Genomic DNA, 17389 nt, shown 5'->3' on the forward strand with positions numbered 1-17389 from the left:
TGGCGACGATGGGATACCTACCCGGTGCCGCCGCAGTGCTGACGGCGATCATGGCCATCGGATCGACAGTGGCGAGTCCGACAGCATCAGCCTCGCCTGCGTGCACATCCGATTCGCTTGCTCTGAGCACCGGCGCGCCTGGGTCACCCGGCGATGCGACGCAAATCCATTTCGAACTGATCGTCACCAACATCTCTCCTCAGCTGTGCGAGCTGAACGGGTATCCCGGCGTGGATCTCATCGGTCCCGACGACCCGATGTGGGGTCCGGATTATCAGTTGCCGCAACAAGCCGACGCTGCAGTGCCGATCACGCTCGCACCCGGCGCCTCCGCGAGCAGCCGTCTGACGTTCCTGGCGGAGCCCAATGGCTGGGTGCCGGACACCATCGCGGTGACGCTGCCGAATGCGCCTGGGCGGATGGAAGTTCCCTGGATCGCCGGCCGGGTGCCCGTTGCCCGGCAGGACGCTGCGAGTCACCCGGGGACCTACGTCGGACCGCTCCACGCGGTGGCGTCCGATGAATAAGGGGGAGCTGGCGGCCGAGCTCAGTCATCCGGGCGCTCAACACCTGCTGTCTGGGGCGATGGCTCGGCTCGCCTACAACGGGCACGACGGCTTCCCGCGGGTCATCCCCGTCGGGTTCCACTGGACGGGGGAACGGATCGTGGTGTCGACGGCGCCGACCTCACCGAAAGCCCGTGCGCTGGCGTCGCGGCCCCAGGTTGCCGTGACCATCGACGGCGGCTCGTCTCCGGACGAGGCCAAAGCGCTGCTGGTGCGGGGCCTGGCCACCCTGGAAACAGTCGACGGCGTCACCGAGGAGTACCTCACGTCGGCGCGAAACACCCTGAGCGGCAGCGAACTCGCCGAGTTCGAACGCACCGTGAAATCCACCTATCCGCAGATGGTGCGCATCTCGATCGACCCGGTGTGGGCACGGTTCTACGACTTCGGCGCAGGCCGGTTGCCGAAGTTCCTGTCGGACTTGATGAATGACGGCTAGGCCGTGATGCTTTGGGCGTAGGAGAACACGTTGGCCGGGTCGTAAGCGGCCTTGATCTGACGTAGCCGTTCGACATTGGCACCCCAGTAGGCGCGCTCCCAATCCGGCATGCCGGCATTCGGAACGTTGACGTAGGCGCCGTTGACGTAGGGCGCCAACGCTTCAGTGAGCTCCGCGACCCACGCCAGAACCGCCTCGGTCTGATCATCTGAGGCCGGCGGACCGCCTCGGACACCCCAACCTGCGCCCGGCTCGGCGTAGTACAGCGCGCCGCGGTGCGCGAACGCCGACCCGCCCGAGGGCTCACTGTCGGGCAGCGCGCCACCGAACGCGTTGGTGAAGTAGTTGCACCCCACTGGTGCCTTCGCCATGAACTCGGCGATGACGCGCACCGCGTCGGACGGCAAGGGCTCCGTCATGAACTGCGAAGCGAACTTCCAGTTCGCCGGTTCTTCTGTGATGGGGATCTGGAACCCGGAGTAGATCTCCGGCCACGCCGCGTCCTGCACGACGATGTCCGGGCTCCCGATCGACAGCATGGGTGAAAGAAGCTGCAGTGCTTCAGCTTCCGTCCCGCCGGCAAGCAGGGCATGTAGCCCGACCTTGTCGCCCTCGATCTCCAGCTGACTCGTCAGCCGACGGTCCGCGTACGGCGCCGACTGCTGCCAGGACTCGAACACCGCCTCCAAATCCTCGAAGCCGGGCCACGTGGCGACGACGAAGATCGCTTGTGTCAACGGATGAATTCGATACGTCAACGACGTGACGATGCCGAAGTTTCCGTTGCCTGCGCCGCGCAACGCCCACAACAGGTCAGGGTTGTTGTGTTCGTCGGCGACGATCACCTCCGCGCCGCCGTCGGCTGAGGCGACGACGATCTCGACCGCCAGCAGGTTGTCCGACGCCATTCCGTAGTTGCGTGTCAGCAGACCGAAGCCGCCCCCCAGCGTCGCGCCGGCCAGCCCGACGCTGCCTTCGGTTCCGGTCGGAGCCACGAAGCCGGCCCTGCCCAGGCCGGTGACCGCCTCGAGCTGGTTGAGCCCCGCGCCGACGGTCGCGGTGCGCGATTCGGCGTCGATCGTCACCGACTTCAACCCGCTGACGTCGATCACCACGCCGTCGTCGACGCCCGACCAACCTTCCAGGGCGTGGCCGCCACTGCGCACCCGGACGGCGAGCCCCTCCTGGCGCGCCCATGTCAGCGCATTGACGACATCCTCAGTGCTGCAGGCGAATACGACCACAGCGGGCCGGTGGACGAAGAGGTGGTTCCACCCCCTGCTGGCCTCGTTGTACTCGATATCGCCGGGGCGAACCACCCGGCCGGTGAGTGCAGCGGTCATGATCACTCCACCTCCGCGAACATATTGGGATCTCCAGGCTCTTGCTCGAGCACCGAGCGATTGAACTTCCACATGTAGAGGAAGTACACGCCGCCGGCCGCGGACAACCCGAAGGCCAGCACGATGGGCGCCCAACCCGGGGACGTCGTGATCACCACGAACAGTGAAATGACCACCCAGACAAGCGCTCCGATTGCGACAGGCCACTCCCAGCGACCCAGGTCGAATCCGCCCGGCTTGCTGTCGAGCTTGTGACGCGTTGCCAGATACAAGATGATCGTGAACAGATAGGGGAGAATCGTGACGATCGCACCGGCCATGATCAGTTGTAGCAGTGCGTCTCCCGGCATCATCGCCATCAGGACGACGCCGACAGCCAACACCAGGAATGTCGCAGGAATCGGTGTGCGGGTGCGCGGGTTGACCCGGCCCATCACCTTGTGGGCGGGAAAGCGCCCGTCGCGCGACATCGCGTAGATGTAGCGGGCTCCTGACACCATGCTGACCAAGGCGGCCCCGAAGAATGCCAGGGCGATCGCGGCCAGCAGTGGCCGCTCGAAGCCAGGCCCGAAGCGCTGATTCATGATCTCGGCGACCGGCGACTCGGTATTGGACACCTTGGCCATATCGGTGATCGACACGGTCAGGATAATCACGAACACCATCCCCAGCACTGAGGCCGCGATCACCGAGCCGATGATCGCCCGCGGAACGGTGCGCGTCGGATTCTTGGCCTCCTCAGCCATATTCGATGCCGTCTCGAAGCCCACCAGGGTGGACAACCCCATGATCGAAGCCGCCATCAATCCGCCGCCGATGATCCAGAAATTCGGGTTGCCTTCGGTGATGCCGCGCGAGAACAGGTTCGCAGGTGCGGCGTTGCCGCTCACCATGATTGCGATGGTCAGGGCGACACCGATGACGAGCAGGATGGCCAGTTCGACGCCAACGGACAGTGAGTTGACCCAACCGACGATCCGCGTTGCGGCGACGGCCAGGATGAATTGAATGATCAACAGCGCCACGGTCATCACGCGCGCGGTCGTCTCACTGGGCTCCATGCCGAAGAGCGGCATCAGGCACTGACTGGCCAGAGCGTTGTCGATGGTGACCGGACTGGCGACCGCACTGAGGACGGCCAGCCAGCCGAAGGCCCACCCGAGCTTCGGGCTGGCCAGCCGCGACGCCCACGCATAGGAGGAGCCGCTCAGCGGTATGCGGGCGGCGAATTGCGCGTACACCAACGCCACCAGAATCTGTCCGATCGCGACGATGGGGAACAGCCAGATGCCGACCGGCCCCGAATCGCGCAGAACGTCGTCGTAGGTCGCGAAGATTCCCACCGCCACCGACAGGGATGCGAACGAAATGGCAAAGACCTGAAAGCCATTCAGCGTTCGCTTGAGTTCCGGCTCGTAGCCGCAGTCCTCACAGAATTCGTCGGCGGCTTCATTGCCCGCTACAGTCTGCGTCATTTTGCCTGATCCTTGCAGTGGTGGGTTGGCAGGTCTTGGCGCGGGCTCAGTGACCGCGAAGGGTTGTGGTTGTGGCGCCGGCCGGATGGCTGGCGCCTGGGATGTGGGTGCCGCTGTCGTCGCCGTGAATCGGGATCGGATGCCCCCGGGGAATGACCTCCTGATCGCCGCGGTCGACAGACTGAAGTTGATGCGTGCCGGTCACCGGAGTCGGGGAGTCGGCCTGTGCCAGGCCGGTGCCGATGCCGAGAGCGGCGGCGCCGATGCCGCCGAGGAGTGCGCCATAGGCGGCCAACTTGGTGATGCCGGTGATCGTGTTCATGCTGTTGAACGTATGGCGCATGGGCACACCGACTCTTCGGCCGAACTATGTGTTCGTCATCGGCGGTATGGGTCAAATGATGTAGGACGTCCGATCATGCAACCGGGCCGGACTGGCCGGGCGCACCCCTGCCACCGCCGGTCCCGGTCACGCCCGTGTTGCCCGACGGTCCGATGGGCGTGTTGTCGCCCGACGGGGCGGGAGGAAGTTTTGCGGTGACGCCGCCGGTGCCGCCGGTGCCGCCGGTGCCGCCCACGCCTCCGCTACCGCCGCTGCCGGGTGCGCCATGGATACCGCTCGAACCGGTCTGACCGCCAAGACCACCCTCGCCGGGCGTACCGGCCATCCCACCGGTGCCGCCTTGGCCACCCGTGCCGTGGCCACCCGTGCCGCCCACTCCGCCACCGCCGCCTGCGCCGCCGTCCCCGCCGATCCCGGACTCGTTGGCGTTGCTGAGGGCGAACGCGCCGCCACCGTCGCCCCCGTGTCCGCCGTTGCCGGCCAGACCGCCGGTGCCACCGAATCCGCCTGTACCGCCCGATCCGGCGGCCCCGCCGACACCGAACCACAGCCCGCCGCGACCGCCGCTGCCGCCGACCCCGCCGTTGCCCCCGGCGCCGCCCGTTCCGCCGACGCCGCCGACCCCGCCGGAGCCTCCGCCGCCCCCGGCAACCGTCACGTCGCTGGTGCTCGACGTGATCGCGGTGCCGCCGGCACCGCCTGCGCCACCGTTGGCGGCCGTGCCTCCGGTGCCCCCGGTACCGCCCGTGCCGCCCCGTCCTCCGGCCCCGCCGCTGCCGAACAGCAGACCACCGGTTCCACCGACGCCACCGGAGCCCCCGGCCCCGCCGGCGCTCTCGGCGTCGCTCCCCACTCCTCCGAGACCACCTGCCCCGCCGGCACTGCCGGCCGCAGAAGCATTTGACAGGGGGACATTGGGGCCATAGCCCGCGCCGCCGGTCCCACCGATTTGACCTAGAGTGCCGTTGTCGCCCGCGCCTGCGGGACCGCCGACATAGCCGAGACTCGTGCCCGTCGTGCCGGTGGCTCCCGTGCCGTTGTCGGGGGTGACGGCCGCCGTTCCGGTGAGTCCGGTTCCGCCTTGGCCGCCCGCTCCGCCGCTGCCGAAGAGGGCGGCGCTGCCACCGGCGCCACCAGAGCCGGGGTTACTGCCGTTGATCCCGAGCGCAGCCTCGCCGCCGAGTCCGCCGGCTCCGCCGTCACCGGAAATGATTCCGCCGCTGCCGCCGCGGCCGCCGTTGGCACCCGCACCACCGGCGCCGCCGACCCCGCCCGTTCCGAACAGGCCTGCGCTGCCGCCGTTGCCGCCGGAGATCCCGCCGGTGGGGCTGCTGTAGCCCGCGCCGCCATTGCCGTACAGCAGGCCTCCGTCACCACCGTTGGGGTGCGCGGCCGTCCCCGCCGCGCCGTTGCCGACCAGCGGACGACCGAACACCGTCGTCGCGGGCGCGTTGATCATGTCCAGTAATGCGGCGTTGACTGCCGCATTTGCATTGGGCGATAGGGCAATTCGTGGTGCTCGCGGTGTCTGGGGAACCGAGGGTGTGCGGTTCGCTGCGCTGGCTCGAATGCGTTGACGGCTCGGCGACGGGTGCCTCGATGCCGGGCCGGTCTCGGCTTTCGGTGACCGGGCATCGGGGCCCGACGCCGAATGTCCGGTCGCCGAGCCAGTCGATGTGTCCGCCCACGCCGTCGCACCACCGCCGGCGATCATCGTGCCCACCCCCAGCGCCACGGCCAACCCGCCGACCCGTCCGATGTACTTGGCGGCGGCACGAGACGGCCGATTGATGCTGCGGTGTAACCCCATACGAATGCCTCCAGGCGAGTAGTCGACGGAGTGTAGCGATAAAGACGTCGTTGCGACGCGACTCCAGCAAAGCGATCCCGGCAACCGGATCATCGTGAACATCAGATGAGCCCCATGCGACGAGTTGTCGAGGGACTCGGCGAGTCCCGGGTGCGTCCGCCTGAAAAAGGTTATGAATCAACGGTGAGCAACCACCACGTGAACCTGACCCCGCAAGAAGAGTCACTGATCGGCGAGAGCCAACCCGAGGCGTTGGCTCGGATGGACGCCACGCAGTTGAAGGATCTGCAAAGCCGTCTCCGGCAGGCGCGGGAAAAGAACTTCAGCCTGTTGCGTCGCCAGGGCGCGGCTCGAGTGGAAACCGAGGGCGGCCGCGGCGCCGCGCAGCCGGCCAACGAAAAGCGTTCGGAGAAAGTCGACATCTTCGACGAGGCGCTGGCTCGGGTGACGCAGCGCCTCGAGCACGTCGCCGAGTAGGCGCTACCGCGCGGGGTCTCCGGGGCGGCCGCCCCGCCCCGCGAGGCCGCCCTTGCCGCCGGTACCTCCATTGGGCGGACTTCCGGCCCTGGCGCCCCGACCGGCTATGGTCCCGCCGACGCCCAGTCCGCCGTTGGCTCCCGAGCCGCCGTTGCCGCCGGACCCGGAATTGCTGTTGCCGCCGTTGCCGCCCGCCCCGCCCGAGCCGCCGACAATGCCGCCGGCCCCGCCGGAGCCTCCGCTGCCGCCTTGGCCGCCGGTGCCGGTGGTCGCGCTTCCGCCCTGACCCCCGACTCCGCCTTGGCCGCCGGAGATTCCGCCCGCACCCCCTGCGCCGCCGTTGCCGCCCAAGCCGCTGACCCCACCGGTGGTGCCGCCGCCGGTGCCGCCGTCGCCGCCACCGCCGCCGACCCCGAAGATGCCGCCACTACCACCGGTCCCGCCTTGGCCCCCTTTGAAAGATCCTCTGTTACTGCCATTTCCGCCGCCACCGCCGGACCCGCCGCGGCCGTCTATCGCGCCGCCGTTGCCGCCGCGACCGCCTTGCCCACCGGCTCCGCTGGTGCCGGCGTCACCCCCTTGCCCGCCGTCGCCGCCACCGTGGAACAGTCCGCCGTTCCCGCCGGCGCCCCCGCCCCCACCATTGCTGATGACAATGCCGACGCCGAGGCCGCCGTCACCACCGTTGCCGCCGTTACCGCCGACACCACCGATCAGACCGGAGTCGCCACCGCGGCCACCGGTGCCGCCGTTGCTGCCCGGGGATCCCATACCGCCGTCACCACCGTCGCCGCCATAGCCGCCGAAGATGCCGCCATTGCCGCCGCGACCCCCGTCGCCGCCGCCACCGGCGCCGAAACCACCGTCGCCGCCGTTGCCCATCAGGACACCGCCGTGGCCGCCGTTACCCCCGTCGATGTGCTCGGATGTCCCACCGCCGCCCCGTCCACCAGAGCCGAAAAGGCCGGCGCTGCCGCCGCTGCCACCGTTGGCCCCGTGTCCGCCGTTGCCGAGCAACCAGCCGCCGTTACCGCCGTTGCACGCGGTGCCACAGGTCGCGGGGTCGGGGCTATATCCGTTGCCGATCAACAGCCCACCATTGGGATGCTCGGCAGTACCCTCGCCGACGAGCATGATCGGGGCGGGCGTGACGGACACCAACATGGCGTAAACCGTGCGGCTGTCGCCGCAGGCCTGAATGTCCGAATTGCATTGTGGTGCAGCGCTTGCCGGGGTTGCGGCCGCCAACGCGACGAAAACATAGCCGGCGCCGGCGATCGCTGCGCCCGCGACACCGCCGCGCAGGCACTGGGTGGTCCTCATGCAGTGGCCCGTCCGATGGCGAGGGATGGACGACCGCCGCTGCCATTAGCCGCGCGCCGCTGCTCGTGCATACAGCCGCGGCCAGTACCGGCGAGGGATGGACGACCGCCGGCATCCCGTGCCATACCGCGGCATCAGCCTGCACTGTGAAGCCGCAGGCCGTCATCATCTGCAAGGTCGGGCGGTTGCACACACATCCGCCTGCGAAACCGCGCCATGGCCGCAGCATCACGTCCTGATACGCGGCAAGTAAACGTGAGCCCGAGCGGATGTGCTCGATGAACAACAGCTGTCCGCCCGGTCGTAGGACGCGGGCGATCTCCCGTAACGCGGCCTCCGGGTCGGGGACCGTACACAAGACCAGCGTCGAGACGACGGTGTCGACCGAGGCGTCGGTGAACGGCAGATGCAGGGCGGACGCATCAGAGATCCGCGCGGCGCGCCCGACCCGTTCGAGCCGCCGGGCGAGTTTGCGGCGCATCGCGGGTTCGGGTTCGGTGAGCACGAGCTCATCGATCCCGTCGGGGTAGTGCGGGAGATTGAGCCCTGTTCCTGCGCCGATCTCAACCACGCGTCCGCGCGCGTCGGCCACCAGCTCGCGCCGCCGGCGTCGCATGCCGATCAACTCGCCCATCCAGACGAAGGGGTCGTAGACCAGCGCCATGACGCGCAGCCACACCGCGTAGGCGGGCGTGGGGTGCTGATCCGTGCGGGAGTTCTCGCGGGCGGTCTCGGTCATGTCGAGAAACTACGGCCGCGCCGTGCCGAGCCGCATCGCGCAACCCGGCCATCTTGCCTGGATGGCCGGATCGGGTCATCCAGGGCCGATTGCCACCCTCGACTCCGGGAAATCAGGTGAACCCGACAGCACCGTGGCTCGTGTCGTAGCAGACGACAGTTCCGGGTCGCCCAACGAGACAAGGGGCACGCGCGCATCGTGGAACACAGTCTGATGGGACTGGCCTTCGGCGCCGGGTTGGTGGCAGTACTCAACCCGTGCGGCTTTGCGATGCTGCCTGTCTATATGACGCTGGTCGTGCGCGGCGACGCCGCCGGTCAGCTCACTGCGCTGCGCCGCGCCGGCGTGGCCACCATCGAGATGGTGCTGGGCTTCATGGCGGTATTCGGTGCTTTCGGCCTGCTCACCGTCTCCGCGGCCGCGGCTGTACAGCAGTACTTGCCGTACGTCACGGTGGCGATCGGCGTGCTCCTCGTCGCCCTGGGGATCTGGTCGCTGGCCGGCCGGCACCTGCCCGGCCTCAACCCGGTGACCCGAAGCAGCCGATGGGCGCCGACGGTGCGCGGCGGCTCGATGTTCGGCTACGGCGTCGGATATGCGATCGCGTCGCTGTCCTGCACCATCGGACCGTTTCTGGCCGTCACCGCGGCCAGCTTCCGCAGCGGCCTGATCGTCGACGGGTTGCTGACTTATCTGGTGTACGCGGCGGGCATGTCGCTGATCGTCGGCGTCCTGGCCATCGCGGCGGCCTTCGCAAACCCGATCGGCGTCTATCGAATGCGTCGAATCCTGCCGTATGTCAACAGGTTCGGCGGCGCCCTGGTGCTGCTCGTGGGGGTGTACGTCGGCTATTACGGTGTCTACGAGATACGCATCTTCACCGGTACCGCGGTGTCGGGCGACCCGGTGATCGCCGGTGCCGGACGCATCCAAAGCGGTCTGACGGTGTGGGTGCACGGCCATGGCGGCTATCCGTGGCTCGCGGCGTTGTCGGTGTTGATGCTGAGCGCGTTCGCGGTGTCCTGGACAAGGCGCCTGCGGCGCACCGCCCAGGTTCGCCGCGTCCTGCGGCTGCATTCCGGTGATTTGAGTCCGTCGTCGTCGTAACTGACCGAATTCCCTTGGTTTCCTGCTGAACCAACCGGAATCGCCACTCGTGACTCAAACTAGAGGACACTGAGTGCGCGATCAGGGAAAGTTCATCACAAAACAAGGAGTGTCGATGTCGACACCAATGGTTGAGGCGAACGACGGTGTCGGCCTGCCCGACATCACGCCTGGCGACGCTCGGCAACGAATCCTGGAGGCGACCGTCGAATGCTTCCGCGCCTACGGGTACGAGAAGTCGTCGATGCGTCTGATCGCCAACACGGCCAAGGTGTCCCAGACGCTGCTGCACTACCACTTCGAAACCAAGGAAAAGCTCTTCGACGCCGCTATCAACGATGTGGCGACGAAACTGTTTGCCGCGGCTGAGACCCAACTGATGCCTGCCGACTCCGTCGGCGACGGCCTGGCCGACGCGGCAGGCCTGCTGTACACCCTGTTCATCGACAACCTCGACACGGTCACCTTCGTCGTCGAGTTCGGGGCGGCCGCCAACCACAACGAGTTCCTGCGCACCGCCTACCTCGAATTCCGGGACACCCAGCGGCGGCAGTTCGCCGGGCTGCTGCGGTCCATCGCCGGTGAGGCGGCGCCGGACCATGTGATCGACGAATCGGTGCGACTCATGGAGGTTGTGCTGCTGGGGATGTCGATGCAGCGCCCTTTCGCATCCGATCAGGAACGGCTGCGTGGCGACTTCGACAGCTTTGTCCTCATGCTGATCACCCGGCTCTTCGAGGGCTTGGCCTCGGGGTGACGTGATGACCACAGTCGACGGTCCGTCGTCACCCGGCGACACCCACCCGTACGCGCTGTGGGATGCGGCATATGTGCTCGGCTCCCTGTCGTCGGCGGAGCGGCGCGATTTTGAGATGCACCTGAGGGCCTGCCCGTCCTGCGTCGATGCCATCAGCGACCTCAGCGGTATGCCGGCGCTCTTGGGGCAGATCGACCGTGGTTACGTCGACTCCCTTGACGATCGCGCCGGCCAGGCCGGGTTGCCGCCGCTGCGGGACGAATTGCTGGCCAGGGTCAATGCGCGACGGCGACGGTCACGGACGGCGACGTGGATGTGGTCCGCGGCCGCGGCGTTGGTCGTTGGGCTTACCGTCGTTGCCCTGCAGTCGAATCCGATCGTGGTGACGCCGGCCCCGGTTCAGGCGGCGGCGCTCACGATGACGCCGATGAGGCCGGTTCCTCTCACCGCCACAGTCACGCTCACCCGCAGGACGTGGGGTACCCGCATCGAGATGCAGTGCACCTACGAGGCGGGACCGATGGACCTCGATTACGACGACGGTGCGGCGAGCGACAAACTGGCGATGGTGGCGGTCGGTCGCGACGGGAGCCACACGCAGCTGGCCACCTGGACCGCGCGGATCGGGATGCCGGCAACACCAGGTGGCAGCACGTCGATGAGTGTCGACGACATCGCCTCAGTCCAAATTGTCTCCGTCGACGCCGGCACGGTGTTGCTCGAGCGCGACCTCTGATTTGCTACCGAAATACCTAGGCGACAACAACTTTCGGGATGGTGCCGGGTGCGGCACTCGAGGCCAGGCCGGCGAAGTAGGCGCCGGACCACATCCACAGTCCCGCCTGCAGCCGCAGTGAGCTGCGGCCGATGGCCGCATCGCCGTCGGCATAGGCGGTCATGCTGGACAACACCGCCGCCTTGCTGACCATCAGGTAGGCCGAACTCAACTGCACCAGTGCCGTATACGAGGCGGGGGAGAAGCCGGCCTGGGCCAACCCTTCCCACACGAACCGCCCCGCGCTGGTTGCACCCTGGAGCGCGGTGGTCCACATCGACACCTCCGACCAGCCAGGCGTGGCCGGGGCGTCGAGCTTGCCCAGTGCGCTGTCGTAACGCGTGGCGAGCTCCAGCGGGAACGCCGTCGAGTTGCACGCCAGGAAGCCGCTGCACGTCAACGTGTCCTGCATCGAGGGCACGCCCGCCGGCGGGTGCTCCAGCACCACCTGCAGATAGCCGCGGTTGTACCCGTACAGCGCCAGCAGCACCGGCACCGAGACGTGTGCGACCGCCGAGACGACCCAATCCGGCGCATTTGCCGCCGCGCCCGTCAACCCGGCCGACACGGCGTCGAACAACCGGATGCCGATCGCCGACGGGGACAGGTCGACTCCGGGGAACACCCCCGTGGGCACTGTGATCGCCGGGGTGCTGGTGGGGGTGGCGTGCAGGTTGTCGCGTAGCCAGATTCCGCCGAAGTAGCCCGATGCCGCCAGGTTGCCCATCAGCGACCGCACCTGTGGTGCCGAGATGTTGTCCTCAGCGAGCGCATCCAGACTCTTGACGGCCAGATCGCCGAAGAAGAACCGTGCGCTGTCGGCCGGATCGCCACCGGCAGCAACGAAATTCGTGGCGAACGGCTTCATGAAGTCGGCGGACACCGTGAATGACGCGCCGCTGACGACTGGCATCGGCGGCAGTGTCACCGATACGTCGGACGTGACGGTCGTTGTCGCGGCTGTCTTTTCGATTGATCGCGGAGCCGGGTGTGCTGCCTGTCGTGTGGCTGGGCGGCGATGTTCACTGCGGGCCGCGGCGGGGCGGCCGGCCTGCCGCGCCGACTTGGCGGCGGGCTTTGTCACGGACTTCTCTACCGAGGACCCGGCGTCGGGAGCGGCCGAGGCCACCCCGTGCCCGAGGAAGAGCCCAGCGCCGATCCCGAGCGCGAGCACACCGCCTGCGAAATACCCGGATACCTGCACGCTGCAGAGACTAGCAGTTCAGCAAATATTGGTGTCGGTGTTTTAACCGTTCAGCTCAGCGCGCGCCTCGGCCACCGTGTCCTCGTCGCAGAGACGCAGACTGCGGGCCAGTTCGGCGGCCTGCCCGGCGTCTGCCACCAGATGCATCGGAATGCCCTCGTCGCGCAGCGTCTGCGCATGCTCGCGCAACGACGCGTTGCGCTCATCGTCGTCGGCGCCGACCTGCCGGATGATGGCCGCGAGCACCCGTCCGGGAAATTCGCGCGCCACCTCCTCGTAGATCAGTGGGTCGCGCTGACCGCTGTCGCCGATCACGACGAAACGCATCCGCGGATAGGCCTCGAACAGCCGGCGAACGGCGGCTCGTTTGTGCTCGGCACCGCTTCGGCGCAGGTAGCGCTCGGTCGGACCCCAGTCGGTGAGAAACATCGGGCCTGGCGGAAAGGCGCGCAGTTCGACGAACTGTTCCAGCATCGAATAGAACGACCAGCTGCCCGTCGAGACGTAGAAGAACGTGGGTTCCGCTCGACGGCTCCCGGTGCGGCTCTCGACTCCGCGGGCCAGACCGCGGTAGAACGCTGCCATGCCGGGGATCGCGCTGCGCTGCTCCACAGCGTGCAGCAAGGTCCTGGCGACCATCGCCACACCCTCGGTCAGGCCGGTGAGAAGAATGGTGTCGTCGATGTCGGAGATCACCAGATACGGCGCGGCCAGCGACGGTTTCATCACCCAGCCGGTGCCGACGGCCGGTTCCTCGTCACTGATCCCCGCGGCGACCGCCTCCGCCGTGTGCCAGCCGACCCGCAGCTTGGGCACCGGCAGCGAGAAGTTGGCGAAGCCGTGGCTGTCGGTGACCTCGGTGGCCCGGTGCGCGCCGATGCGCAGCTCGACCTCGGTACCGACGATGGACAACGTCGCGTGCCGTCGCACATTGCTCTGCGCCACGTCCCAGTACGGGATCCGGCTGTCGCCGGGCAACTCCGGTGTCTCCATCACCCGGACCCGGACCTTGGCGACGTCGTCGGCGACGTACCCGCGGTAGACCACCACATGAACACCGCGGAAGGCGCCCAACTGCACCTTGAGGTCACGACGTCGCTCGGTGAGCTTGCCCTCCAGTCCGGCGACGACGGCGGTCAGATCCGAGGTGATCCGGCGGGGCAGACGAGGCATGAGAACAGCATGGCAGCCAGAGGTCCCCCGATTGGTGGACACCGGATTCATCCTCGGCATCCGCCGACCGACCGATGCCGTCGACGCTCGCAAACCAGCAGAGTGACTGGCAAGGACGTCAACACCGAACAGGGAGGTCAGCCATGAAGGCTCGAATCACGCGTTGGCTGGAGCGGGTGGGTAACAGCCTCGGCGGCGCGGATGCGCTGACCCCGATCGATCCCTACTACGGCGCGACGTGGACCGGTCGCGTGCCCGCCATGGTGGAAGGGCGCGGCATGAGCGCCGGCCGTCTGCCGATGATGGCGGCCGCGCACCTGCCGGTGTTCTGAGCCGGCGGTCTGGGACACTGTCGCGCATGGACTCGCTCGTCTCGAATGTCTCCGACACGGCCCGTTGGGTGACCGCGCATCGGGCGAAGGAATCGGCGCGGCCGGACGCTCTGTTTCGCGATCCGCTGGCGGAACGGCTTGCGGGGCAACAGGGTCACGCCATCATCGCCGCCGCGCCGCGGAGCATTCGCGATGGCTGGTGGCTGGTCGCCCGCACCAAGATCATCGACGACCTCATTGCGCAGGCCATCAGCGACGGGTGCGACCGGGTGCTGAACCTGGCGGCCGGTCTCGACACGCGGCCATACCGGCTGGACCTGCCGGCCGAGCTGGAATGGGTCGAAGCCGACCTGCCTGCCCTGGTCGCTGAGAAGGAGCAGCTGCTGGCAGATCAGACTCCGCGCTGCCGGCTGTCACGCCACGCCGTCGACCTGGCAGATCCGCGCGCGCGGGACGCCTTCCTCGACGAGGCTCTCGCCGGGGCGACGAAGGCCTTCGTGCTCACCGAAGGTCTGCTGATGTATCTGGACGAAGCCGACGTCATCGGGTTGTCCGCGGCATTTCAACGCCCCGAGATTGCTTGGTGGACATTCGATTTCGGATCCGGCGGGATCAAGACGACGATGAACGACAAGACCGACGGAATGATGCGCAACGCGCCGATCAAGTTCGGCCCGCCCACCGGGCTGGCATTCTTCGAAAACCTCGGCTGGTCGGTCGCTTCCGCCGAATCACTGTTGACGGCGGCCCGGCGGTTCCGGCGGTTGCCGCTGCTCCTTCGGCTCGCGGCCCGCTTGCCGCAACCCGATCCGCGTAACCCGGGCGACAGGATGTGGAGCGCGGCGGTGTGTGTCACCCCGCCGGCGCGCTCAGGCCAGTAGCGGTCCGATCGCCGAGCGCGGAACCAGCACCTGGGTGGCACCCGCCGCCTCGGGCAGCAGTTGGCCCTGGCTGAAGAAGAAGATCACGCCGTCGTTGGTGATCGCGAAGTCCCGGTAACTCGCTGGGTCCATGCCCGTGACCGGATCGACCGAGATCGGCTGGCCGGCCTGCTTCTGCAATTCGGCGACGACGATCGGGTACACCACCTTCAGTGGGTCGGCGTCCGCCCGCCACAGCGTGTCGTAGGTGATCGGCGTGCGGGAGGTCTGGTCCCAGTTGAATGTTCTGAACGATGTGTCGGGGTGTGCGCCGCCGATGTTCTCGTAGTTCTGCAGGACCAGGGACTCGCTACTCCGCGGCGGGACCGTCGAGGTGTACGAGGTCGCGGTGATGTCGAGCTCGAAGGGCACGTCGCCCGGATTGGACGCCTTGGCCACGTTGAGGAAGCCGTCGCGGGTCTGGCTGATGTAGTCAGCGACGGACTTGAGGTCCGGGTAGCGGCTGGGGAAGCTGATCTTGACCTGGTAGGCCGGATCGGATTGCTGGATGTCGCATGTCTGCCCGTTGTCGACGCCCTTGAGATCGGCGCAGTAGTTCGTGGGCGCGGCCGCAGCGACGCCGGGGGCGCCCACGATCGCGGCGGCGGTGATCAGCGTCGTCAATGTCACCCTGCGCATGTCCGGGTCCCTCCGCCGTGTCGAGCTCTTCACTGTAAACACTGCGTCCTTGGCTAGGACACGCCGAGCAGTGACTCGATCCCGCTGCGGGCGAAGTACAGCACGAATCCGGCCGCGACGATCCACAGCAGCGGGCTGATCTCGCGGGCCTTGCCGGCAGCGGAGCGCACCACCACCCAGGTCACGAACCCGACGCCGATGCCGTTGGCGATCGAATAGCTGAACGGCATCACCGCGACCGTGAGGACGACCGGCAGGGCGACCGAGAATTCCGAGACGTCGACGTGGCGCAGTTGGGAGAACATCATCGTCCCGACGATCACCAGCGCGGCCGCGGCGACTTCGGTCGGCACGATCTGCGCCAGCGGCCCGACGAACATCGCGGCGAGGAACAGTGCGCCGGTGACGAGGTTGGCCAACCCGGTCTTGGCGCCCTCCTCGATACCGGCACCGGACTCGATGAAGACAGTGTTCGACGAGGCCGACGTCGCGCCGCCGACCACTGCGCCGGCGCCTTCCACCACGAGCGCCGAGCGCAGTCGGGGGAAGTTCCCGCGCTCGTCGGCCAGACCCGCCTCGCGGGACAGCCCGGTGAACGTGCCCATCGCGTCGAAGAAGTTCGCGAACACCAAGGTGAACACGAGCATCGCCGCGGCCAGGACGCCGATCCGCCCGAAACTGTCGAAACTGAATGCGCCCACCAGAGAAAGATCGGGGAGCGCGAACGGCGATCCCGACAGGGTCGGCACCGACAGGGTCCAACCGCCGGGATTCTTGGTCGCCGGCCCGAGATGCCAGATCGCTTCGATGATGACCGCGACGACGGTGCCGGCCACCAGCCCCAACAGGATGCCGCCCCGGACCTTGCGCACCACCAGGATGCCGGTGAGCAGCAGGGTGAACACGAACACCACGGTGGGCACCGTGCTGATCGACCCGTAGCCGCCGGAGCCCAATCCGACCGGGGGAGAGGGCAATCCGGTTGATGAGATGAAGCCGGCGTCGACCAGGCCGATGAACATGATGAACAGGCCGATGCCGGCGGTGATCGCCAGTTTGAGTTGCATGGGCACGGCGTCGAAGACGAGCCGGCGCAGGCCGGTGACGGCCAGCGCGACGATGATGAGGCCGTTGATGACCACCAGGCCCATCGCTTCGGGCCAGGTGATCGTGCCGACCACGGTCGTGGCCAGGAATGAGTTGATGCCCAGCCCGGCGGCGAACGCGAACGGAAGCCGGGCGACCACGCCGAACAGGATGGTCATCACCCCGGCGGCCAGCGACGTGGTGGCCGACACCTGGGCGAAGCCGAGTTTGTGGCCGGTCACGTCAGCGGCCCCGGACAGGATGATCGGGTTCAGCACGACGATGTAGGCCATCGCGATGAACGTGACCAGGCCGCCGCGAACCTCGGCGCCGATCGACGACCCGCGGGCGGTGATCTCGAAGAAGCGGTCGAGACGATTCACGCTTCGCACCCTAAGCGACGACGTATGTCAGGCCGGTGCAGCGGTCATCGGGATGGTGACTGTGCCTTGGCAGGCGCCGCTTTCGATGGTGGTCTCGAATGTGCCCGCCAGCGATCCGTCGGGTTGCGGGGTGTAGGTCGTCACCGAATGCGCCGGGTCGTAGGTGATCGTGCCGTCCGGCAGCGCGCAGTCCCATCGCCAGCTGTTCGACCGCGACCATTGCGAGCCTGTCCACACGAAGCTGGTCGATTGCGCGGCGTTGTCCTTGGGCGTCGGGCCGTCGAGAACCGAGGCGGTGCAGATGTCGGCCGAGCAGTCCGTGGTGATCTTGAACGACGCGGTGTAGGGCGCTTCGGGTTGTGTCGCCGCTTTCGAGGTGCCCGACTTCTGATCGGTGTGGAAGGTGATCTTGTACCAACCACCCCAGAACGCCTCGTCGGCGTGCGCCACAGGTGCGGCGATCAGCAGAACAGCGGCACCCGACGCCACACCAAAAAC

At 67.7% G+C, this 17389-nt stretch carries 19 protein-coding genes; 8 read left to right on the plus strand and 11 right to left on the minus strand.

Annotation, left to right across the window (positions count from 1 at the left end; translation table 11 throughout):
• The first annotated feature begins 8 nt into the window (after positions 1–8).
• On the plus strand, positions 9–527 hold the full coding sequence (locus tag D3H54_RS13065) for a DUF4232 domain-containing protein (protein ID WP_149379394.1): 519 nt from the start codon (positions 9–11) through the stop codon (positions 525–527).
• Positions 520–1005, plus strand: coding sequence for a pyridoxamine 5'-phosphate oxidase family protein (locus D3H54_RS13070; RefSeq protein ID WP_149379395.1), 486 nt, complete (start codon positions 520–522; stop codon positions 1003–1005). The genes D3H54_RS13065 and D3H54_RS13070 overlap by 8 nt, the downstream gene beginning before the upstream one ends.
• Here D3H54_RS13070 and D3H54_RS13075 read toward each other — a convergent pair.
• The 4 genes from D3H54_RS13075 to D3H54_RS31785 form a co-directional block, all read right to left on the minus strand.
• The gene (locus D3H54_RS13075) at positions 1002–2348 is read right to left on the minus strand and encodes an FAD-binding oxidoreductase (protein WP_149379396.1); all 1347 of its coding nucleotides are present in this window, start codon (positions 2346–2348) and stop codon (positions 1002–1004) included. The genes D3H54_RS13070 and D3H54_RS13075 overlap by 4 nt on opposite strands.
• Before the next feature lie 2 nt (positions 2349–2350).
• Entirely contained in the window at positions 2351–3823 is a 1473-nt protein-coding gene (locus tag D3H54_RS13080; protein WP_149379397.1) for an APC family permease, read from the minus strand.
• 46 nt (positions 3824–3869) lie between these two features.
• Complete coding sequence (locus tag D3H54_RS13085) at positions 3870–4145, minus strand: hypothetical protein (RefSeq protein WP_149379398.1); 276 nt, start codon at positions 4143–4145, stop codon at positions 3870–3872.
• A gap of 94 nt (positions 4146–4239) precedes the next feature.
• Positions 4240–5880, minus strand: a complete 1641-nt coding sequence (locus D3H54_RS31785) for a PGRS repeat-containing protein (RefSeq protein WP_502707763.1) — start codon at positions 5878–5880, stop codon at positions 4240–4242.
• A 294-nt stretch (positions 5881–6174) separates the two neighbouring features.
• Here D3H54_RS31785 and D3H54_RS13100 point away from each other — a divergent pair, with 294 nt between their 5' ends.
• A complete protein-coding gene (locus tag D3H54_RS13100; RefSeq protein ID WP_286199225.1) occupies positions 6175–6453 on the plus strand; it encodes a hypothetical protein in 279 nt (92 codons plus the stop codon).
• A 3-nt stretch (positions 6454–6456) separates the two neighbouring features.
• Here the strand turns inward: D3H54_RS13100 and D3H54_RS31220 are convergent, their stop codons facing one another.
• Positions 6457–7587, minus strand: coding sequence for a hypothetical protein (locus tag D3H54_RS31220; RefSeq protein ID WP_502707764.1), 1131 nt, complete (start codon positions 7585–7587; stop codon positions 6457–6459).
• A complete protein-coding gene (locus D3H54_RS13115) occupies positions 7523–8515 on the minus strand; it encodes a class I SAM-dependent methyltransferase (RefSeq protein ID WP_149379402.1) in 993 nt (330 codons plus the stop codon). The genes D3H54_RS31220 and D3H54_RS13115 overlap by 65 nt, the downstream gene beginning before the upstream one ends.
• A 198-nt stretch (positions 8516–8713) precedes the next feature.
• On the opposite strand from D3H54_RS13115, the gene D3H54_RS13120 reads away from it, so the two are divergent.
• The 3 genes from D3H54_RS13120 to D3H54_RS13130 all read left to right on the plus strand — a co-directional run bounded on the left by D3H54_RS13120 (position 8714) and on the right by D3H54_RS13130 (position 11115).
• Positions 8714–9622 (plus strand): cytochrome c biogenesis CcdA family protein, encoded by a 909-nt coding sequence (locus D3H54_RS13120; RefSeq protein ID WP_149379403.1) that lies wholly within the window; start codon positions 8714–8716, stop codon positions 9620–9622.
• 115 nt (positions 9623–9737) lie between these two features.
• A complete protein-coding gene (locus tag D3H54_RS13125; RefSeq protein WP_149379404.1) occupies positions 9738–10379 on the plus strand; it encodes a TetR/AcrR family transcriptional regulator in 642 nt (213 codons plus the stop codon).
• A gap of 4 nt (positions 10380–10383) precedes the next feature.
• Positions 10384–11115 carry an anti-sigma factor family protein gene (locus D3H54_RS13130; RefSeq protein WP_149379405.1) on the plus strand — a complete coding sequence of 244 codons (732 nt, stop codon included), beginning with the start codon at positions 10384–10386 and terminating at the stop codon, positions 11113–11115.
• A gap of 16 nt (positions 11116–11131) precedes the next feature.
• On the opposite strand, the gene D3H54_RS13135 is transcribed toward D3H54_RS13130, so the two are convergent.
• Complete coding sequence (locus tag D3H54_RS13135; protein ID WP_149379406.1) at positions 11132–12358, minus strand: hypothetical protein; 1227 nt, start codon at positions 12356–12358, stop codon at positions 11132–11134.
• 42 nt (positions 12359–12400) lie between these two features.
• Complete coding sequence (locus D3H54_RS13140; RefSeq protein ID WP_168214854.1) at positions 12401–13531, minus strand: phosphatase domain-containing protein; 1131 nt, start codon at positions 13529–13531, stop codon at positions 12401–12403.
• A 143-nt stretch (positions 13532–13674) separates the two neighbouring features.
• Here D3H54_RS13140 and D3H54_RS13145 point away from each other — a divergent pair, with 143 nt between their 5' ends.
• Positions 13675–13863, plus strand: coding sequence for a hypothetical protein (locus D3H54_RS13145; RefSeq protein ID WP_149379408.1), 189 nt, complete (start codon positions 13675–13677; stop codon positions 13861–13863).
• Between the two features lie 26 nt (positions 13864–13889).
• A complete protein-coding gene (locus D3H54_RS13150) occupies positions 13890–14744 on the plus strand; it encodes a class I SAM-dependent methyltransferase (protein WP_149379409.1) in 855 nt (284 codons plus the stop codon).
• Here D3H54_RS13150 and D3H54_RS13155 read toward each other — a convergent pair.
• From D3H54_RS13155 to D3H54_RS13165, 3 genes are read right to left on the minus strand one after another with little or no spacing between them, the layout of a single operon-like run.
• A complete protein-coding gene (locus tag D3H54_RS13155) occupies positions 14733–15422 on the minus strand; it encodes an esterase (protein WP_149379410.1) in 690 nt (229 codons plus the stop codon). The two genes, D3H54_RS13150 and D3H54_RS13155, sit on opposite strands and share 12 nt — an antisense overlap.
• 53 nt (positions 15423–15475) lie before the next feature.
• Positions 15476–16891: an NCS2 family permease gene (locus D3H54_RS13160; RefSeq protein ID WP_149379411.1), complete on the minus strand. Its 1416-nt coding sequence runs from the start codon at positions 16889–16891 to the stop codon at positions 15476–15478.
• Positions 16892–16918: 27 nt separating this feature from the next.
• Positions 16919–17380 (minus strand): Rv2253 family sensor-like surface protein, encoded by a 462-nt coding sequence (locus tag D3H54_RS13165; RefSeq protein WP_149379412.1) that lies wholly within the window; start codon positions 17378–17380, stop codon positions 16919–16921.
• Positions 17381–17389 lie beyond the last annotated feature (9 nt).

Origin of the sequence: Mycobacterium sp. ELW1, assembly GCF_008329905.1 — a bacterium.
Classification (GTDB): domain Bacteria; phylum Actinomycetota; class Actinomycetes; order Mycobacteriales; family Mycobacteriaceae; genus Mycobacterium.

Bases quoted from the DNA above. Each gene is read 5' to 3' on its own strand.
- D3H54_RS13070 (WP_149379395.1), top strand. From the start codon at position 520: ATGAATAAGGGGGAGCTGGCGGCCGAGCTCAGTCATCCGGGCGCTCAA.
- D3H54_RS13080 (WP_149379397.1), bottom strand. From the start codon at position 3,823: ATGACGCAGACTGTAGCGGGCAATGAAGCCGCCGACGAATTCTGTGAG.
- D3H54_RS13130 (WP_149379405.1), top strand. From the start codon at position 10,384: ATGACCACAGTCGACGGTCCGTCGTCACCCGGCGACACCCACCCGTAC.
- D3H54_RS13115 (WP_149379402.1), bottom strand. From the start codon at position 8,515: ATGACCGAGACCGCCCGCGAGAACTCCCGCACGGATCAGCACCCCACG.
- D3H54_RS13085 (WP_149379398.1), bottom strand. From the start codon at position 4,145: ATGAACACGATCACCGGCATCACCAAGTTGGCCGCCTATGGCGCACTC.
- D3H54_RS13145 (WP_149379408.1), top strand. From the start codon at position 13,675: ATGAAGGCTCGAATCACGCGTTGGCTGGAGCGGGTGGGTAACAGCCTC.
- D3H54_RS13140 (WP_168214854.1), bottom strand. From the start codon at position 13,531: ATGCCTCGTCTGCCCCGCCGGATCACCTCGGATCTGACCGCCGTCGTC.
- D3H54_RS13155 (WP_149379410.1), bottom strand. From the start codon at position 15,422: ATGCGCAGGGTGACATTGACGACGCTGATCACCGCCGCCGCGATCGTG.
- D3H54_RS13065 (WP_149379394.1), top strand. From the start codon at position 9: ATGGGATACCTACCCGGTGCCGCCGCAGTGCTGACGGCGATCATGGCC.
- D3H54_RS13150 (WP_149379409.1), top strand. From the start codon at position 13,890: ATGGACTCGCTCGTCTCGAATGTCTCCGACACGGCCCGTTGGGTGACC.
- D3H54_RS13125 (WP_149379404.1), top strand. From the start codon at position 9,738: ATGTCGACACCAATGGTTGAGGCGAACGACGGTGTCGGCCTGCCCGAC.
- D3H54_RS13075 (WP_149379396.1), bottom strand. From the start codon at position 2,348: ATGACCGCTGCACTCACCGGCCGGGTGGTTCGCCCCGGCGATATCGAG.
- D3H54_RS31785 (WP_502707763.1), bottom strand. From the start codon at position 5,880: ATGATCGCCGGCGGTGGTGCGACGGCGTGGGCGGACACATCGACTGGC.
- D3H54_RS31220 (WP_502707764.1), bottom strand. From the start codon at position 7,587: ATGCTCGTCGGCGAGGGTACTGCCGAGCATCCCAATGGTGGGCTGTTG.